The sequence below is a fragment of the Polaribacter sp. YIW18 genome (genome assembly GCF_057219325.1).
Map to the genome: position 1 here is coordinate 427,787 of NZ_JBXVVE010000001.1, position 16,457 is coordinate 444,243.

General features: G+C 31.0%; 16 protein-coding genes and 1 pseudogene. 14 read left to right on the forward strand and 3 right to left on the reverse strand.

Annotated features, from left to right (window positions below):
* The first annotated feature begins 176 nt into the window (after nt 1–176).
* The 5 genes and pseudogenes from AC2D6T_RS01820 (at nt 177) to AC2D6T_RS01840 (ending at nt 6,831) form a co-directional block, all read left to right on the forward strand.
* Nucleotides 177–3,005, forward strand: a complete 2,829-nt coding sequence (locus AC2D6T_RS01820) for a WD40/YVTN/BNR-like repeat-containing protein (protein ID WP_484680263.1) — start codon at nt 177–179, stop codon at nt 3,003–3,005.
* A 24-nt stretch (nt 3,006–3,029) separates the two neighbouring features.
* Nucleotides 3,030–3,164, forward strand: a pseudogene (locus AC2D6T_RS01825) (DUF2200 family protein); the annotation flags it as partial.
* 162 nt (nt 3,165–3,326) lie between these two features.
* Nucleotides 3,327–4,001: a succinate dehydrogenase cytochrome b subunit gene (locus tag AC2D6T_RS01830; protein WP_347186886.1), complete on the forward strand. Its 675-nt coding sequence runs from the start codon at nt 3,327–3,329 to the stop codon at nt 3,999–4,001.
* Nucleotides 4,002–4,013: 12 nt separating this feature from the next.
* Nucleotides 4,014–6,011 carry a fumarate reductase/succinate dehydrogenase flavoprotein subunit gene (locus AC2D6T_RS01835; protein ID WP_298949028.1) on the forward strand — a complete coding sequence of 666 codons (1,998 nt, stop codon included), beginning with the start codon at nt 4,014–4,016 and terminating at the stop codon, nt 6,009–6,011.
* A gap of 79 nt (nt 6,012–6,090) precedes the next feature.
* Entirely contained in the window at nt 6,091–6,831 is a 741-nt protein-coding gene (locus AC2D6T_RS01840; RefSeq protein WP_298949025.1) for a succinate dehydrogenase/fumarate reductase iron-sulfur subunit, read from the forward strand.
* Between the two features lie 88 nt (nt 6,832–6,919).
* On the opposite strand, the gene AC2D6T_RS01845 is transcribed toward AC2D6T_RS01840, so the two are convergent.
* Nucleotides 6,920–7,180 carry a helix-turn-helix domain-containing protein gene (locus AC2D6T_RS01845; protein ID WP_347186888.1) on the reverse strand — a complete coding sequence of 87 codons (261 nt, stop codon included), beginning with the start codon at nt 7,178–7,180 and terminating at the stop codon, nt 6,920–6,922.
* A gap of 542 nt (nt 7,181–7,722) precedes the next feature.
* On the opposite strand from AC2D6T_RS01845, the gene AC2D6T_RS01850 reads away from it, so the two are divergent.
* From AC2D6T_RS01850 to AC2D6T_RS01880, 7 genes are read left to right on the forward strand one after another with little or no spacing between them, the layout of a single operon-like run.
* Nucleotides 7,723–7,989 (forward strand): hypothetical protein, encoded by a 267-nt coding sequence (locus tag AC2D6T_RS01850; protein ID WP_298949022.1) that lies wholly within the window; start codon nt 7,723–7,725, stop codon nt 7,987–7,989.
* Between the two features lie 60 nt (nt 7,990–8,049).
* A complete protein-coding gene (locus tag AC2D6T_RS01855; RefSeq protein ID WP_298949020.1) occupies nt 8,050–8,778 on the forward strand; it encodes a GLPGLI family protein in 729 nt (242 codons plus the stop codon).
* A gap of 51 nt (nt 8,779–8,829) precedes the next feature.
* Entirely contained in the window at nt 8,830–8,985 is a 156-nt protein-coding gene (locus AC2D6T_RS01860; RefSeq protein ID WP_298949018.1) for a hypothetical protein, read from the forward strand.
* Between the two features lie 19 nt (nt 8,986–9,004).
* Nucleotides 9,005–9,292 (forward strand): hypothetical protein, encoded by a 288-nt coding sequence (locus AC2D6T_RS01865; protein ID WP_484680264.1) that lies wholly within the window; start codon nt 9,005–9,007, stop codon nt 9,290–9,292.
* A gap of 57 nt (nt 9,293–9,349) precedes the next feature.
* Nucleotides 9,350–10,057 carry a GLPGLI family protein gene (locus AC2D6T_RS01870; RefSeq protein WP_298949014.1) on the forward strand — a complete coding sequence of 236 codons (708 nt, stop codon included), beginning with the start codon at nt 9,350–9,352 and terminating at the stop codon, nt 10,055–10,057.
* A 28-nt stretch (nt 10,058–10,085) separates the two neighbouring features.
* Nucleotides 10,086–10,814, forward strand: coding sequence for a GLPGLI family protein (locus tag AC2D6T_RS01875; protein ID WP_484680265.1), 729 nt, complete (start codon nt 10,086–10,088; stop codon nt 10,812–10,814).
* Between the two features lie 11 nt (nt 10,815–10,825).
* A complete protein-coding gene (locus tag AC2D6T_RS01880) occupies nt 10,826–13,498 on the forward strand; it encodes a carboxypeptidase-like regulatory domain-containing protein (RefSeq protein WP_298949010.1) in 2,673 nt (890 codons plus the stop codon).
* 85 nt (nt 13,499–13,583) lie between these two features.
* Here the strand turns inward: AC2D6T_RS01880 and AC2D6T_RS01885 are convergent, their stop codons facing one another.
* Both AC2D6T_RS01885 and purN read right to left on the reverse strand, forming a co-directional pair.
* Nucleotides 13,584–14,219, reverse strand: coding sequence for a ribonuclease H1 domain-containing protein (locus tag AC2D6T_RS01885; RefSeq protein WP_298949008.1), 636 nt, complete (start codon nt 14,217–14,219; stop codon nt 13,584–13,586).
* On the reverse strand, nt 14,212–14,784 hold the full coding sequence (gene purN / locus AC2D6T_RS01890; RefSeq protein WP_298949006.1) for a phosphoribosylglycinamide formyltransferase: 573 nt from the start codon (nt 14,782–14,784) through the stop codon (nt 14,212–14,214). Before purN ends, AC2D6T_RS01885 begins: the two co-directional genes overlap by 8 nt.
* A gap of 173 nt (nt 14,785–14,957) precedes the next feature.
* Between purN and AC2D6T_RS01895 the strand changes: the two genes are divergently transcribed.
* Nucleotides 14,958–15,194 carry an acyl carrier protein gene (locus tag AC2D6T_RS01895; RefSeq protein ID WP_144896032.1) on the forward strand — a complete coding sequence of 79 codons (237 nt, stop codon included), beginning with the start codon at nt 14,958–14,960 and terminating at the stop codon, nt 15,192–15,194.
* A gap of 7 nt (nt 15,195–15,201) precedes the next feature.
* Nucleotides 15,202–16,455 carry a beta-ketoacyl-ACP synthase II gene (gene fabF, locus AC2D6T_RS01900; protein WP_347187046.1) on the forward strand — a complete coding sequence of 418 codons (1,254 nt, stop codon included), beginning with the start codon at nt 15,202–15,204 and terminating at the stop codon, nt 16,453–16,455.
* The last annotated feature ends 2 nt before the right edge of the window (nt 16,456–16,457 follow it).

The following is a 16,457-nucleotide window of genomic DNA, read 5'->3' on the forward strand; positions in this document are numbered from 1 at the left end:
TCAAACAAATCGTTCAATCCCTAACGCAAAAGGCATACTTAGAAGCAAATTGCAAAAATTAAAAGCTTTTACTTGTCAAAAAACAAATCAATAAAAAATTTAAAAGATGTTAATTTTTTTGATAATGATTTTACAAGTGGTAAATTCATCATCTCAAAATTCAAATGTACTTTATTATGAAAACTTTTTTTAACCTTTTAACTCTCTGTTTTTCAGCATCATTATTGGCGCAAATACCAACAAATTCAACAGTTATTCAAAATTCTTTAGAACAAAAAACCAAGATGATGAATACATCGATGGTTAAAAATATTGCGTTTACCAATATTGGCCCAACTGTAATGAGCGGACGTGTAGCAGATGTTGCTGTAAATCCAGAAAATACCACAGAATTTTATGTTGGTTACGCTTCAGGTGGTTTGTGGTACACGAATAATAATGGAACTACTTTTACGCCAGTTTTAGACAACTCGCCAACACAAAATATTGGTGATATTGCTGTAGATTGGAACTCAGGAACCATTTGGGTAGGTACAGGAGAAAAGAATTCATCGCGTTCTTCATACGCAGGTATTGGAATGTTAAAATCTACAGATAAAGGAAAAACATGGACAAATGTTGGTTTGCCAGATTCGCATCACATTAGTAGAATTCTAATCAACCCAAATAATGCAAACGAAGTTGTTGTGGGTGTTATTGGTCATTTGTACTCACCCAACCAAGAAAGAGGTATTTTTAAAACTATAGATGCTGGTAAAACATGGACAAAAACGCTATTTATTAACAACGATACAGGTATTATAGATGTGGCTGCTGCGCCAGAAGATTTTAATATTATGTATGCAGCATCTTGGGAAAGAGAACGTAAAGCATGGAATTTTGATGGTGATGGAAATAACTCTGCAATTTATAAAAGTACAGATGCAGGAAACAGTTGGTCAAAAGTTAGCGATAATTCAGGGTTTCCAATAGGAGATGGTGTAGGTAGAATTGGTTTAGCGGTCTTTAATAAAAATACAGTGTATGCTTTGCACGACAGTCAATTTAGAAGGCCTAAAGACAAAAGTAAAAAACCTTCAGAAACTTTAGCAAAAGAAGATTTTAAAACCATGTCTAAGGCAGATTTTTTAAATCTATCAGATAAAAAACTAAACATCTATTTAAAAAACAATGGTTTTCAAGAAAAATACCGCGCAGAAAATGTAAAACAAATGGTACGTGTTGGTACTGTAAAACCTGTTGATTTAGCTAGTTATTTAGAAGATGCAAATGCCATGTTATTTGACACACAGGTTATTGGTGCAGAGGTTTTTAAAACTACAAATGGTGGGTTGTCTTGGAAAAAAACACACAAAGATTATTTAGATGGTGTGTACAGTTCTTATGGGTATTATTTTGGTGAAATTAGAGTCGATTTACAAGACCAAAATGCCATTTACGTTTTAGGTGTTCCCATCATTAAATCTAAAGATGGAGGAAAAACATTTACCTCTATCAGTAAAGAAAATGTACATTCAGACCATCAAGCTTTATGGATAAACCCCAAAAAACCGGGTCATATTTTAAACGGTAATGATGGTGGTTTAAATCTTTCTTACGATGATGGTGAAAATTGGTTAAAATTAAATGACCCAGCTGTTGGTCAATTTTACTCAGTGTATGCAGATAATCAGAAAAATTATAAAGTTTATGGGGGTTTGCAAGACAATGGTGTTTGGGTTGCAGACAACAATGCAAAAATGGATAAAAGTTGGTATCAAAAAGGGCAAAACCCATACAAATCTATTATGGGAGGAGATGGTATGCAAGTGCAAGTTGATGACAGAAACCCAAATATTGTATATACAGGATATCAGTTTGGAAACTATTATAGGATTAATAGAGAAACAGGTAAAAACGAATACATTCAACCCAAACATACTTTAGGCGAAACACCATACAGGTTTAATTGGCAAACACCTATTCACTTATCAAAACACAACCAAGATATTTTATATTTAGGAGGCAATAAATTACACAGATCTTTAAACAAAGGCGATGATTGGGAAACCATTTCTGACGACTTAACCACAGGAGGTAAAAAAGGAAATGTGGCTTATGGAACTCTAACCACAATTTCAGAGAGCCCATTTCAATTTGGGTTAATTTATGTAGGTTCAGATGATGGATACATCAATGTAACCAAAAATGGAGGGGGAAGTTGGACGCGAATTTCTAATAATTTACCACAAAATTTATGGGTTTCTAGAGTAATTGCATCAGCACATAAAAAAGAACGTGTATATGCAACTTTAAATGGTTACAGGTTTGATGATTTTACAACCTATATATACATGTCTAACGATTTTGGTCAAACCTGGAAAAACATTAGTAGTAACATGCCAGCATCACCCGTAAACGTAATTAAAGAAGATCCAAAAAACGAAAATCTATTGTATGTAGGTACAGATAATGGCTTGTATGTGTCTTTTCATCAAGGAAATTCTTGGGAAGCATTTGCAAACAATTTACCCAATGTAGCAGTACATGATTTGGTAATACAACCTACGGCAAAAGATTTAATTGTAGGCACACATGGTAGAAGTTTATACAAAACCAATATTGCCAGCTTACAAGAAATGACTGAGGCAGTTTTAGCAAAATCAACACATATATTTGCAACAAATAACATTAGAAAAAATAGAAATTGGGGGCGTTCTTGGAGTCAATGGAGAGATGCTTACACACCAGAAATTACGATTCCTTTTTATGTAAAATCAAATCAAAAAGTTACAGTTTCTATTTTTAATGATGATGTAAAGGTAAACACTTTAAATATAGATGCTACAAAAGGTTATAATGCAGTAAAATTTGATGTTTCTTTCTCTAAAACAGGAAAAAGAGCTTTTGAGAAAAAGAATAAAAAAGTAACTATCAACAAAGCCAAAAATGGTGTTTATTATCTTCCAAAAGGAAAATATACCGTAAAAATTGGTGCTGCAGAAAGTGAGTATGAAATAAAATAAAACAACTCAAATCTCACAGGTTTTAATCAAGAAAAACTTCAAGATTTTATAGATAGAAAAGTTACTTTTAAAACTTTTTTTGAAGAGGCAAATCTAAACCCCAAAGCCAATTTAATAAAAGGCATTATTTGCGGTTATAGAATTGTAAATTTCATTTGAGAGCCGAAAAGCAACATCAAAAAAATACAAATGGTTATTTTTAACGTCAGGTGAAAAGGTTATTTAAAACAATTCTAAATACACGTGAAAACATTTTAAATTCTTTGTAAAGCAGGCTGTTTCGTTGTATTTTTGTTTGAACAATTTTAATTTAAATATACAATGAGCGGATTTTTTAAATCTTCAATTGGAAGAAAGGTAGCAATGGCGCTATCAGCACTGTTTCTAATGTTCTTCCTCTTACAGCATTTAGCCATTAATATTTTATCGGTTTTTAGTCCAGAATTATTTAATGAAGTATCACACTTTATGGGTACCAACCCGGTAGTACAATTTGCATTGCAGCCTGTATTAATTTTTGCAGTGGTTTTTCACTTTGTAATGGGCTTTATTTTAGAACTAAAAAATAGAAAAGCAAATGGTGCTGGATATGCAAAAAACAACGGTGCTGCAAATTCTACTTGGTTTAGTAGAAATATGATTTTAAGCGGAATAACTATTCTTGCTTTTATTCTCTTACATTTTATTGATTTTTGGTTCCCAGAAATTAACACAAAATTTATTCAAGGCGATTGGTCTGGAACCATGAAAGGAGTTGAAGGATTGCGTTACCACGAAGAATTAGTGCATAAATTTGTAAATCCTTTAAGAGTGGGTGCTTATGTTTTAGCATTTGTATTCTTAGGATTGCATTTAGCTCATGGTTTTACTTCTGCTTTCCAATCAATTGGAGCTGCTTCTCTAAGAAAAAAATTAGAGAAATTAGGAATCGTATATTCAATTATAGTGCCTTTAGGATTTATTTTCATTGCACTTTATCATCACTTTAACCATTAATCTTATTAAACTATGGCTTTAGATTCAAAAGTACCTCAAGGTCCACTTAAAGATAAATGGACAGATTATAAAAATAAAATTAACTTGGTTAACCCTGCCAACAAACGCCATATAGATATTATTGTAGTTGGTACAGGTTTAGCAGGTGGTTCTGCTTCTGCTACTCTAGCAGAATTAGGCTACAATGTAAAAGCATTTGCTTATCAAGATTCTCCACGTAGAGCGCATTCAATTGCAGCACAAGGTGGTATAAACGCAGCAAAAAACTATCAAGGAGATGGAGACTCTACCTATAGATTATTTTATGATACTGTAAAAGGTGGAGATTATAGATCTCGTGAAGCAAACGTATACAGATTAGCAGAGGTTTCTGCAAATATTATAGACCAATGTGTAGCGCAAGGTGTACCTTTTGCACGTGATTATGGTGGTTTGTTAGACAACCGTTCTTTTGGTGGTGTTTTAGTTTCTAGAACGTTTTACGCAAAAGGGCAAACAGGTCAGCAATTATTATTAGGTGCTTACTCTGCAATGAATAGACAAATAGCACGTGGTAAAATAGAAATGTTTAACAGACATGAAATGTTAGACGTCGTTGTTGTTGATGGAAAAGCAAGAGGAATAATAGCACGTAATTTAGTAACAGGAGAAATTGAAAGACATTCTGCACATGCAGTTGTTATAGCTTCTGGGGGTTATGGTAACGTATATTTCTTATCTACCAATGCAATGGGTTCTAACGTAACTGCAGGATGGAAAATTCATAAAAAAGGCGCGTATTTCGCAAACCCTTGTTATACGCAAATTCACCCAACTTGTATCCCACGTTCAGGAGATTATCAATCTAAATTAACCTTAATGTCTGAATCTTTACGTAATGATGGGCGAATTTGGGTTCCAAAGAATTTAGACGACGTAAAATTAATTAGAGAAGGAAAGAAAAGACCTACAGATTTATCTGAAGACGAAAGAGATTACTATTTAGAAAGACGTTACCCTGCATTTGGTAACTTAGTACCACGTGATGTAGCATCTAGAGCTGCAAAAGAACGTTGTGATGCTGGTTATGGTGTAAATGCAACAGGAGAAGCTGTGTATTTAGATTTTGCTGCGGCTATTGTAAGATATGGTACAGAGCAAGCAAAAGTAAAAAATATAAAAAATGCATCTGATGCAAAAATTAAAGAACTAGGTAAAGCAATCGTAAAAGCAAAATACGGTAACCTATTTCAGATGTACGAGAAAATTGTAGATGAAAACCCGTACGAAACACCAATGATGATTTATCCTGCGGTACACTATACAATGGGTGGTGTTTGGGTTGATTATAACTTGATGACTACAATTCCTGGTTGTTATGCAATTGGAGAAGCAAATTTCTCTGATCATGGAGCTAATAGATTAGGCGCATCTGCTTTAATGCAAGGTTTAGCAGATGGTTATTTTGTGTTACCATATACGATTGGAGATTATTTAGCAGATGATATTAGAACAGGAAAAATTCCTACAGATACTCCAGAATTTGATGAAGCTGAAAAATCAGTAAAAGAAAATATCAATTTCTTTATCAATAATAAGGGAACAAAATCTGTAGATTCTTACCACAAAAAACTAGGTAAGATTATGTGGGATAAATGTGGTATGTCTAGAAATGCAGAGGGTTTAAAAGAAGCAATTGAAGAAATTTCAGAACTTAGAAAAGATTTTTGGAAAAATGTTAACGTTCCTGGAGAAGCAAACGAATTTAATGAGCAGCTAGCAAAAGCAGGAAGAGTAGCAGATTTTCTTGAACTAGGAGAATTGTTTGCAAAAGATGCCTTAGTTAGAGAAGAATCTGCAGGAGGACATTTTAGAGAAGAACATCAAACACCAGAAGGAGAAGCAAAAAGGCTAAAAGAATTCCAATTTGTGTCTGCTTGGGAGTATAAAGGAGAGCCAAAAGATGCAGTATTGCATAAAGAAGCTTTAGAGTACGAAAACATAGAAGTAAAAGAAAGAAGTTATAAATAATATAGTTGATGGTTGATGGTTGTTGGTTTCTGGAAACAAAAACTAACAACAAACAACTAAAAACCAAAAACTAAAAAAAATGAATTTAACACTTAAAATTTGGAGACAGAAAGACGCTAGTTCAAAGGGTCAAATGGTAGATTATAAAGTAACCGAAATTTCAGAACATATGTCTTTTTTAGAAATGATGGATGTGCTAAATGAGCAGTTAGTAAATTCTGGTGAAGAACCTGTAGCTTTTGATCATGATTGTAGAGAAGGTATTTGCGGAATGTGCTCTATGTACATTAACGGAGAAGCACATGGACCAGATAGAGGCATTACAACATGCCAATTACATATGCGTATGTTTAAAGATGGAGATACAATTACTATAGAACCTTTTAGAGCAGCAGCATTTCCTGTAGTTAAAGATTTAGTAGTAGATAGATCTGCTTTTGATAGAATACAGCACGCAGGGGGTTATATTTCTGTAAACACCTCAGGAAACACACAAGATGCAAATTCAATACCTATTGCTAAAGAAGCAGCAGATACAGCTATGGATGCAGCAACTTGTATTGGTTGTGGTGCTTGTGTAGCAACTTGTAAAAATAGTTCTGCAATGTTATTTGTGGGTGCAAAAGTATCTCAATATGCATTATTGCCACAAGGACAAGTAGAAGCTGCAGACCGTGTACAAAATATGGTAGCACAAATGGATTTAGAAGGCTTTGGTAACTGTACAAATACAGGTGCTTGTGAGGTAGAATGCCCTAAAGGAATTTCTTTAGACAACATTGCAAGAATGAACAGAGAATTAATGAAAGCTTCTATTTAAAAACATAAGTCATTTCGAGGTACGAAGCAATCTTTTAATTTAAAACAAAAAACCCAAAACATATTGTTTTGGGTTTTTTTGTTTTAAACTATTCCATATCTTTAAAAAAATCTTTTAAAGGAATGTCTAAAGTGTTTAACATGTGTAGTAGTCTTTCTACATCTAACTTTGTTTTTCCTTTTTCTACTTTAAAATAGCCACTTTCTGTTAACCCTAAAGATCGTGCCATAGAAAACTGATTGATGCCTTTATTTTGCCTTTCTGCAGCTAATTTTTTTAAAATTGCTTGGTATTTTAAAGCAACTCTTTCTCTTTCTCTTTCTCTTTCTCTTTCTCTTTCTCTCATCATATGTTTTTTTCAAAAATAAGATAAAAATTATACATTTTTACTTTCCATTTTGGACTAACGGTTTTCAGGTACATAGAGGCATCCCTGAATTCAGTTAGTCTAAAATGGAAAGTGATTTTTTAGGTTTTATTAAAAAAGTTTCTCAGATTTGGAGAAAGAAATTGCTATGAAAAAAGAAAACTTCCCCTATAAAAAAAAGAAAAAATAGACACAGAACTAACTGTAGCTATAGTAAATTTTAGTTTTGCTTACTGCTTACTGCTTACTGCTTACTGCTTACTGCTTACTGCTTACTGCTTACTGCTTACTGCCTACTAAAAAAAAAACTCCGCTTGCGGAATTAAGAAATATAAAAATCCTGTAAATAAATGTACAACTTAAAACCATTGCCTATGTAAATAAACACTAACAAGCAGAGGAAGTGTTGCAAAAGTACCATTTTTTCTACAAGTTTTTTATAGAATTTTAGACTTGTTTACTCATTTAAAATCTTAAAAAAATAATTAACAAACCCAGTAAAAATGGGTTTTAAATTTTACAAAATGAAAAGATTAATATTAAGTCTAGTATTTTTACTAGCAGTAGGAGTAAGTTTTATAAATGCATCTTCTAATGATGAAGTTTTACCAAATAGCAAAGAAGCAATCGAAGTTGTAGAAGAGTTTGGGTGCGCAAGTGATTGTGTCCAAGCATCAAGGGAGGGAGCTTTAGCATTTGCCGAAGACCATGAAGACAGAAGTCCAGAAGGTGAGTTAATGCAACTTTATGGTAATTTTTATACTGCCTGTTATAGTGCTAATTGTGCTTAAATCAATAAATTTAGATGTATAGAGAAAAATTATTCTCTATACATCTTTTAAAAAACTATTATGAGATTATTAAAAATATACCTAGCAATTTTACTTTTTTTTACAACATCAATATTTGTTTCTCAAACAAATTTTTATGGAATTATTGAATATGAATCAAAAATAAATGGGAAAAAATTAGATGAATACTTATCTAAAAAAAGAAGTGAAATTAAAAATAATTATGTAGTAAAATCACTTGATAAAGTCTTCTTTTATACTAAAGGCATTAAATCAAAACTAATTTTTACAGACAGAAAAGGGTTATTTATAGTTGAGGATAAATTAAGTCTTGACATTCAGGATTTAGGACAAAGAATTAATTATACAAGTGCAGGTGGTACTAAAGAATATTATTATGATGACAACAACAAAACATATTTAATTAAAGAATGTGATGCAGTTGGTGAATGTTTTATTTTTCCTAACAAGTTTTTAAAGTGGCAATTAACGCAAGAAACAAAAAAGATAAATGGCTATATCTCTTATAAAGCAACTAGAAGTAATGGTAAAGTAATAGCTTGGTACACCCCAAAAATACCTATAAGTTTTGGGCCTAAAGGCGAATATGGCCTACCTGGTCTTATTTTAGAATTAGCTATAGGAAAAATTATTTTTAAAGCAAAAAAAATAGTTTTAAATCCAAAGCAAAAAATTATTGTTGAGGAATTAAAAGGAGGAGAGTTTGTTACATTTGAAGAATACAAAAAAATTATAGCAAAAGCTAAGAAGAAAGTTTTTGGTAATTAACTTTTTAGATCTCATAGTTTTTACCTTTATGATTAAAACAAAAGGATTGGTATGAAATTTACTTTTCCCATTTTATTACTGTGTATATCTACAACACTTTTTTCTCAAAAAGTAAATGGTACTGTAAAATATCAAGTTAGTTTAAATTTTACATTACAAAATATATTAAAAGAAGAGCAAAAACCATTTAAAATCTTAAAAAAATAATTAACAAACCCAGTAAAAAATGGGTTATAAATTTTACAAAATGAAAAAATTAATATTAAGTCTAGTATTTTTACTAGCAGTAGGAGTAAGTTTTATAAATGCTTCTTCTAATGATGAAGTTTTACCAAATAGCAAAGAAGCAATCGAAGTTGTGGAAGAGTTTGGGTGCGCAAGTGATTGTGTAAGCTGGGCAAAAGAAAGAGTTTTTGAAATTGCTTATGATGCTAACCAGCATCCAAATGATGAGCCTTTATATATGGGAATTTATATGAGAGATTATTCTTTATGTTATAAAGTAAAATGTTAATACTAATTATTACTCCTCAAATAATTTATATTTTGGGGAGTATTCAATTCTTCAAAAATGAAAAATACATTATTTATATTAATCTTTTTCTTTTATTTAACACCAATTTTTTCTCAAAAAATTGAAGGTAAAATAACCTATTTAGCAACTTCTAAAAATGCGATAAAATATATTAAAGAAAAAAAAACAAAAAAAAGTGCAGTAATAGATATTTATAAAAGAGCTAAAGATGTTGAAGTAGTTTTAAAATTTAATGAAACTATTTCTGAATACTATACATTGGAAAAAATAGATTTAGATAATAAAAATGGTTATAATTTTACTCATATTATGGCAGGAGGTGAAAAAAAATATTATACTTACAATTCTACTTTGAAATATAAAAATGAGACATTAGATTGTTATCTATTAGGAGATTGTTTTTTAATAGAAAATAATTTACCAAAATGGAATTTAAAACAGGACACAAAAAAAATCCAAGGGTTTTTATGTTATAAGGCTATTCTAAATAATCCAAGAAATAACAAAATTATACTTGAAGCATGGTACACCCCAAAAATTCCTTATCAATATGGGGTAATGAATTATTACGGTTTACCTGGTTTAATTTTAGAAATAAATAAAAATACTTTTACAATAACTGCTACTAAAATAGAATTAAATCCATTAGAAAAAATTAAAATTGAAGAACCTAAAGGGTTTAAAAAATTATCATATAAAGAGTTTAAAGAAATCTTAAAAAAGAACTCTCCTTTTAAAGACTAAAATAAAAATAGTCATTATTCTATATTCCATGAAACCTATTATTATCTTTTTATTACTGTGTATATCTACAACACTTTTTTCTCAAAAAATAAGTGGTAAAATTACTTATGTTGTTTCTATGGAGCCTATTTCAGAAAAAATAATAGATTCTGTATCAAAAAAAAATATTCTAAAAAAAACTAGAATGGACAAATGGGTGCAAAATATTTTAAAAAACACTCCAAATGTAAATGCATTTTTAAGTTTTTCTAAGGAAGAATCTCTTTACAAAGTAGAAGATGAGATGCAAAATGATGGGAAATCTATTTTTAACATGAATAGAATTTTTGCAGGTGGAGACAATAAATATTATAAGAACACAGCAACCAAAGAGCAATTTCGTGAGAGCTCTACTTTTGGAGATTTATTATTAATAGAAATGCTGCCTAAGAAATGGCAAATAACACAAGAAACTAAAAAAATAGGCAATTACGTGTGTTTTAAAGCAATAGATATTGAATCTAAAAACACAAAAATGAAACCCTTAGTTTGGTTTACACCAGAAATACCTGTGAGCTTTGGACCAAAAGAGTTTAGTGGTTTACCAGGTTTAGTGTTATTAGTAGAAATGCATAAAAGAAGAATTGAGGCAACAAAAATAATATTAAACCCTGCTGAAGAAATAGAAATTACAAAGCCCGAAAAAGGCAAAAAAATAACAGCCGAAGAAATTGAAAAAAGAGGAAAATCTTTTTGGAAAAGAACTAGGAAACAATAAAAAAATCCCTAATGAAAAAGAAAAGTCTATTTGTATTGTTTTTTATAGTTTCTATTACTCTTTTCGCCCAAAAAGTAACTCTTTCTGGTACAGTAAAAGATAGTTTACAAAATCCAATGCCTTATGCCAATGTAATTGCAAAACCCAAAGATGTTTCTAAAAACTTACAATTTGCTATTACAGATAATGAAGGTTTTTACAAATTGGTGGTAGCACAAAAAGACACGCTAACCATTAGTATTTCTTATTTGGGTTACAAACCCATAGAGTATCAATTTATTGCGCTTAAAAACTCTAAAAAAGATTTTATTTTAAAACAATCATCAGAAAGTTTAGATGAAATTGTTATAGAAATGCCAGTAACCGTAAAAGGAGACACCACTACTTACAAAACAGACAAATTTGTAGATGGTACAGAGCGTAAATTAAAAAATATATTAAAAAAATTACCAGGCGTAGAAGTTGGTAAAAACGGTAGTGTTACTGTACAAGGTAAAAAAGTGACCAAAATGCTGGTAGATGGCAAAAAGTTTTTTGGAGGTAACTCTAAATTGGCGGTAGAAAATATACCTGCAGACGCAGTTGGTAATGTAGATGTTATAGACAACTATAACGAAGTCGCTTTTTTAAAAGGTTTAACAGATTCTGATGAAATGGCGATGAACATCAACCTAAAAGAAGACAAAAAACGCTTTGTTTTTGGTGATGTTGAGGCTGGCAAAGGCAATAAAAACTTTTACAAAACCAGTGCCAATTTATTTTATTATGCACCCAAAATAAACGTAAACTTTATAGGAAACCTAAATAATATTGGCGAAAAAACCTTTACGTTTAGAGATTATTTAAGTTTTTCTGGTGGTATAAACAGTGTTTTTAGTGGTAATTTTAATTTTAGAGGTGGCGATTTTGCTCAATTTATGCAAAGTAATGATGTTGTAAAAAGCGAGCAAAAATTTGGGGCGTTAAACATTACAAAAACCGCTAATTCTAAATTAGATGTTTCTGGTTTTGCCATTTTTTCTAGTAGCAATATTGGTAATTTTAAAGAAGATTTTAACGAGTATAATACTTTCACAGAACAAAGAACCAATAGCACAAATGCAGATAATTTATTGGGTATTGGAAATCTAAATATAGAATTTACACCCAACTCTAAAGAAAAATGGTACGCACGTTCTCAAGTAAAAAGAACCAACAATACACAATTCAATAGTTTAAATTCTATAGTAAACAATGTAGAAAATAATATACAAACTAATAGAAATTTAACTGCAACGTATATTAATCAAAATATAGAATGGCATAAAAGACAAAATGATAAACACACATTTTCTAGTGTAGTAAATTATGTTTTTGATAAAAGTAAAAAAGATGCTTTTTGGGAAACTCAAAACCCAATTTTACAAGGTTTAATTCCTACAGATAATAGCCAAAATCTAATTAGAATTTTACAAGAAAAAAATACCCAAGAGCAAAACATAGATGGTGTTTTTAAACATTTTTGGGAAATTAACAACAGCAATCACATATATTCTACTTTTGGGAACAAGCTTTTAATTGAAGATTTTTTTACAGACGATAGCCAACAGTTAGACAATGGAAATAGTAATAATTTTAAAACAAATGGTTTTGGCAATGCTGTAAATTTTAAATTGAATGATCTTTTTGCAGGTGTACATTATAAATTTAGAACAGGCATTTTTACTTTTAAACAAGGCGCTTTTTTACATAATTACAATTGGCAAGTAAATCAACAAACCCAAACAAACAAAAACAAATGGGTGGTTTTACCCGATTTTTTAGCAAAAATTGAGTTTAATAAATCAAAAAAAATCACCATTAATTACAATTTAAAAACTTCTTTTTCAGACGCAAGTAGGTTTGCTAATCAGTTTTATTTACAATCGTATAATTCGGTTTTTAAAGGGAATGAAAATTTAGAAAACAACTTGTATCATGCAGCACGTATTTATTACAGTAGATTTAGTTTGTACAGAGGTTTAATGCTTTTTGTAAATTTAAATTATAACAAACAAATACAAGGCGTTAGAAATACAGTTGCTTTTGATGCAAATAATACAGATCCTGCACAGAGAATCAATCAGTTTTTAACTGCTAAACTATTTCAAAACCCATCAGAAGATTTAAGAGGAAACATTCATTTAGAAAAAAGCATTAAAAATATAAAATACAAGTTTGATGTTGGTTTTAACAATAGTAGTTATATCCAAGAAATAGACAGCAATTTACAAACTAATAAAAATAAAAGTTATAATTACGAAGCTGGTTTTGAAACAATATTTGATAATTTTCCAACGATAGAAATTGGTGTTAGTAGAGATATTGGTCGTTTTGTATCACCATCAAATACCTCTAAATTTATTACAACACAACCTTTTGCAACCATTGATTATGATTTTTTAGAAGGTTTTATTTTTAATTTTGATTACAGAAAAAGTATTTATGAAAATAAAGATTTAGGGCAAAAAAACACCTACGAAATTGCGAATACAACTTTATCTTACAAAAACGAAAATTCAGCTTGGTCTTATAAAATAAGTGCACAAAATTTATTGAACGCACAATTTAAACAAAGCAACCGTTTTTCAGATTATGTAGTTTCAGATAGTAAAACCTTTATTTTACCAAGAATTATTATGTTTAGTATTGGGTATAATTTGTAGGTTTCAGTCTACAGTCTACAGTCTACAGTCTACAGTCTACAGTTGGCACTCTCAGTTTCCAGAATTTAACTGCCTGCCAACGAAATCATTTCCTCCCAAAATCAGCAGGAATTTCACCCCAAGCTTTGGTTTCCCATTTTAAAATAGGGTTTTTAAAGGTGTTTTCTTTTAGCCATTTTTCGGCTCTTTCTATCAATGTCAACAGCTCTTTATTAGAGGCATCAAATTGTAAGTTTGTTTTACATTTTTTTTGACGAATCCAACTCATGGCAATTTTAGAATCTGAATAAATAGGAATGTCTTCTTTTTTTTTGGCTTTTAGCAAAGCAATACCATGCACAAGTGCTAAAAACTCGCCAATATTATTGGTGCCCTTATTAAAAGGGCCTTTTCTAAAAATTTCTTTTTTGTTGTGCGTTAAAACACCTCTGTATTCCATTTTTCCTGGGTTTCCAGCACAAGCAGCATCAACAGAAATACTTTCTAAGTTGGGTTTGCCAAATTTAGCTTTCTCTTTGGTAGATAAAGCTGGTTTTTTAGTGTTTTTTCCTTTATAGTCTTCGTATTTTCCTTTAGAAGCTTTTTCAGCTTCGTTTAAATTGGCAAAAGACTTGTACTGTGCATTTTCAAAACCATCAATTTGTTGTTTACAAACCTTCCAAGAAGTAAAAACACCTTTTTTGCGGCCACTCCAAACTACATAAAACCTCTTTTTACTCATTCGTAGTTATAATTATTTCTTCTATAACTTTTGGAAAATAACGTTGTTCTAAAATATGAATTTTTTCTGCAATCGTTTCAGGGGTATCCTGCTCAGTTAAAGTTGTTTTTGCTTGAAAAATAATGCCACCTTCATCGTAATTTTCATTTACATAATGTATAGTAATACCAGTTTCAGGCTCTTTATTTTCTGCAACAGCCTTATGTACATGCATCCCATACATACCTTTTCCACCATACTTTGGTAATAATGCAGGATGTATGTTAATAATTTTATTTGGAAAAGCACTTATAATTTTTTCTGGAATTTTCCATAAAAAGCCAGCAAGAATCACAAAGTCTGCTTGCTTTTTTAAAATGTCTAATACCTTTTCTTTTTTAGAAAAATCAGCTCTATTAAAGTGTAAGCATTTGGTATCTAGTTTTTTACACCTGTCAAAAACTTTAGCTTGTTCATTGTTACACAACACCATAGTAACCTTAGCGGTTTTAGTGTGATTAAAAAACTTAATAATATTTTCTGCGTTCGATCCAGAACCAGATGCAAAAACAACAATTCGTTTCATAACTTATAATTTCTATATTACAAAAAAAGGAATAATTATTAACAAACGGATTGTTTTTAGGTAAGATTAAATAAAATTCTTTATTTTTAGTAATCATTTTTGGGTCAAAAATTAGTTATAATTAATAAGATTTGTATTTTTGCCCCGATTTAAAATTTAAAAATTAAAAAATTATGTCAGACATTGCATCAAGAGTAAAAGCGATTATCGTAGACAAATTAGGCGTAGACGATAACGAAGTAACATCAGAAGCTAGCTTCACAAACGATTTAGGAGCAGATTCTTTAGATACTGTTGAGTTAATTATGGAATTCGAAAAAGAGTTCGATATTCAAATTCCAGACGATCAAGCTGAAAATATTGGTACAGTTGGTCAAGCAGTTAGCTATATAGAAGAAGCAAAAAAGTAACATTTATATGCAGTTAAAACGAGTTGTAGTCACTGGACTTGGCGCATTAACGCCAATTGGTAATAATATTGAAGAATATTGGAATGGCTTAGTTAACGGAGTTAGCGGAGCAGCACCTGTTACATATTATGATGCTGCCAAGTTCAAAACTCGTTTCGCATGTGAGCTTAAAAATTTTAAAGCGACCGACTTTTTAGATAGAAAGGAAGCGCGAAAAATGGATAGATTTACGCAATATGCAATGGTGGCTTCTGATGAAGCAATTGCAGATGCAAAATTAAATCTAGACGAAATAAATAAATTACGTGTTGGCGTAATTTGGGGAGCAGGAATTGGTGGTTTAGAAACTTTTCAAAACGAAGTTTTAAACTTTGCTTCTGGAGACGGTACTCCAAGATTCAATCCGTTTTTTATCCCAAAAATGATTGCAGATATTGCTCCTGGAAATATTTCTATTAAAAATGGATTTATGGGGCCAAATTATACTACAGTATCTGCTTGTGCATCATCTGCAAACGCAATGATAGATGCTTTAAACTACATACGTTTAGGTACTTGTGATGTAATTGTAACTGGTGGTTCAGAAGCTGCTGTTACTATAGCTGGTATGGGCGGTTTTAGTGCAATGCACGCACTTTCTACAAGAAATGAAACTCCAGAAACAGCTTCTAGACCTTTTGATGCAGAACGAGATGGTTTTGTATTAGGAGAAGGAGCTGGAGCTATCGTTTTAGAAAGTTACGAACATGCAAAAGCAAGAGGCGCAAAAATTTATGCAGAAGTTATAGGTGGTGGCATGTCTTCAGATGCACATCACATAACAGCACCACATCCAGAAGGTATTGGTGTTATAGCTGTAATGAAAAACTGTTTAGAAAATGCTGGCATTAAACCAGAAGAGGTAGACCATATCAATACACATGGTACATCTACACCTTTAGGAGATGTTGCAGAATTAAAAGCAATTTCAGAAGTTTTTGGAGACCATGCAAAGAACATCAACATTAATTCTACAAAATCTATGACTGGGCATTTGTTAGGTGCTGCTGGCGCTATAGAGTCTATTGCCTCTATTTTAGCAATGGAACATGGTATTGTACCACCCACAATAAATCATAGTAATGTTGATGAAAATATAAATCCAGAGTTAAACTTAACACTTAATACACCTCAAAAAAGAGATATTAAGGTTGCAATGAGTAATACTTTTGGTTTTGGTGGGCATAACGCATGTGTGGCATTTAAGAAATTAGATGAATAATC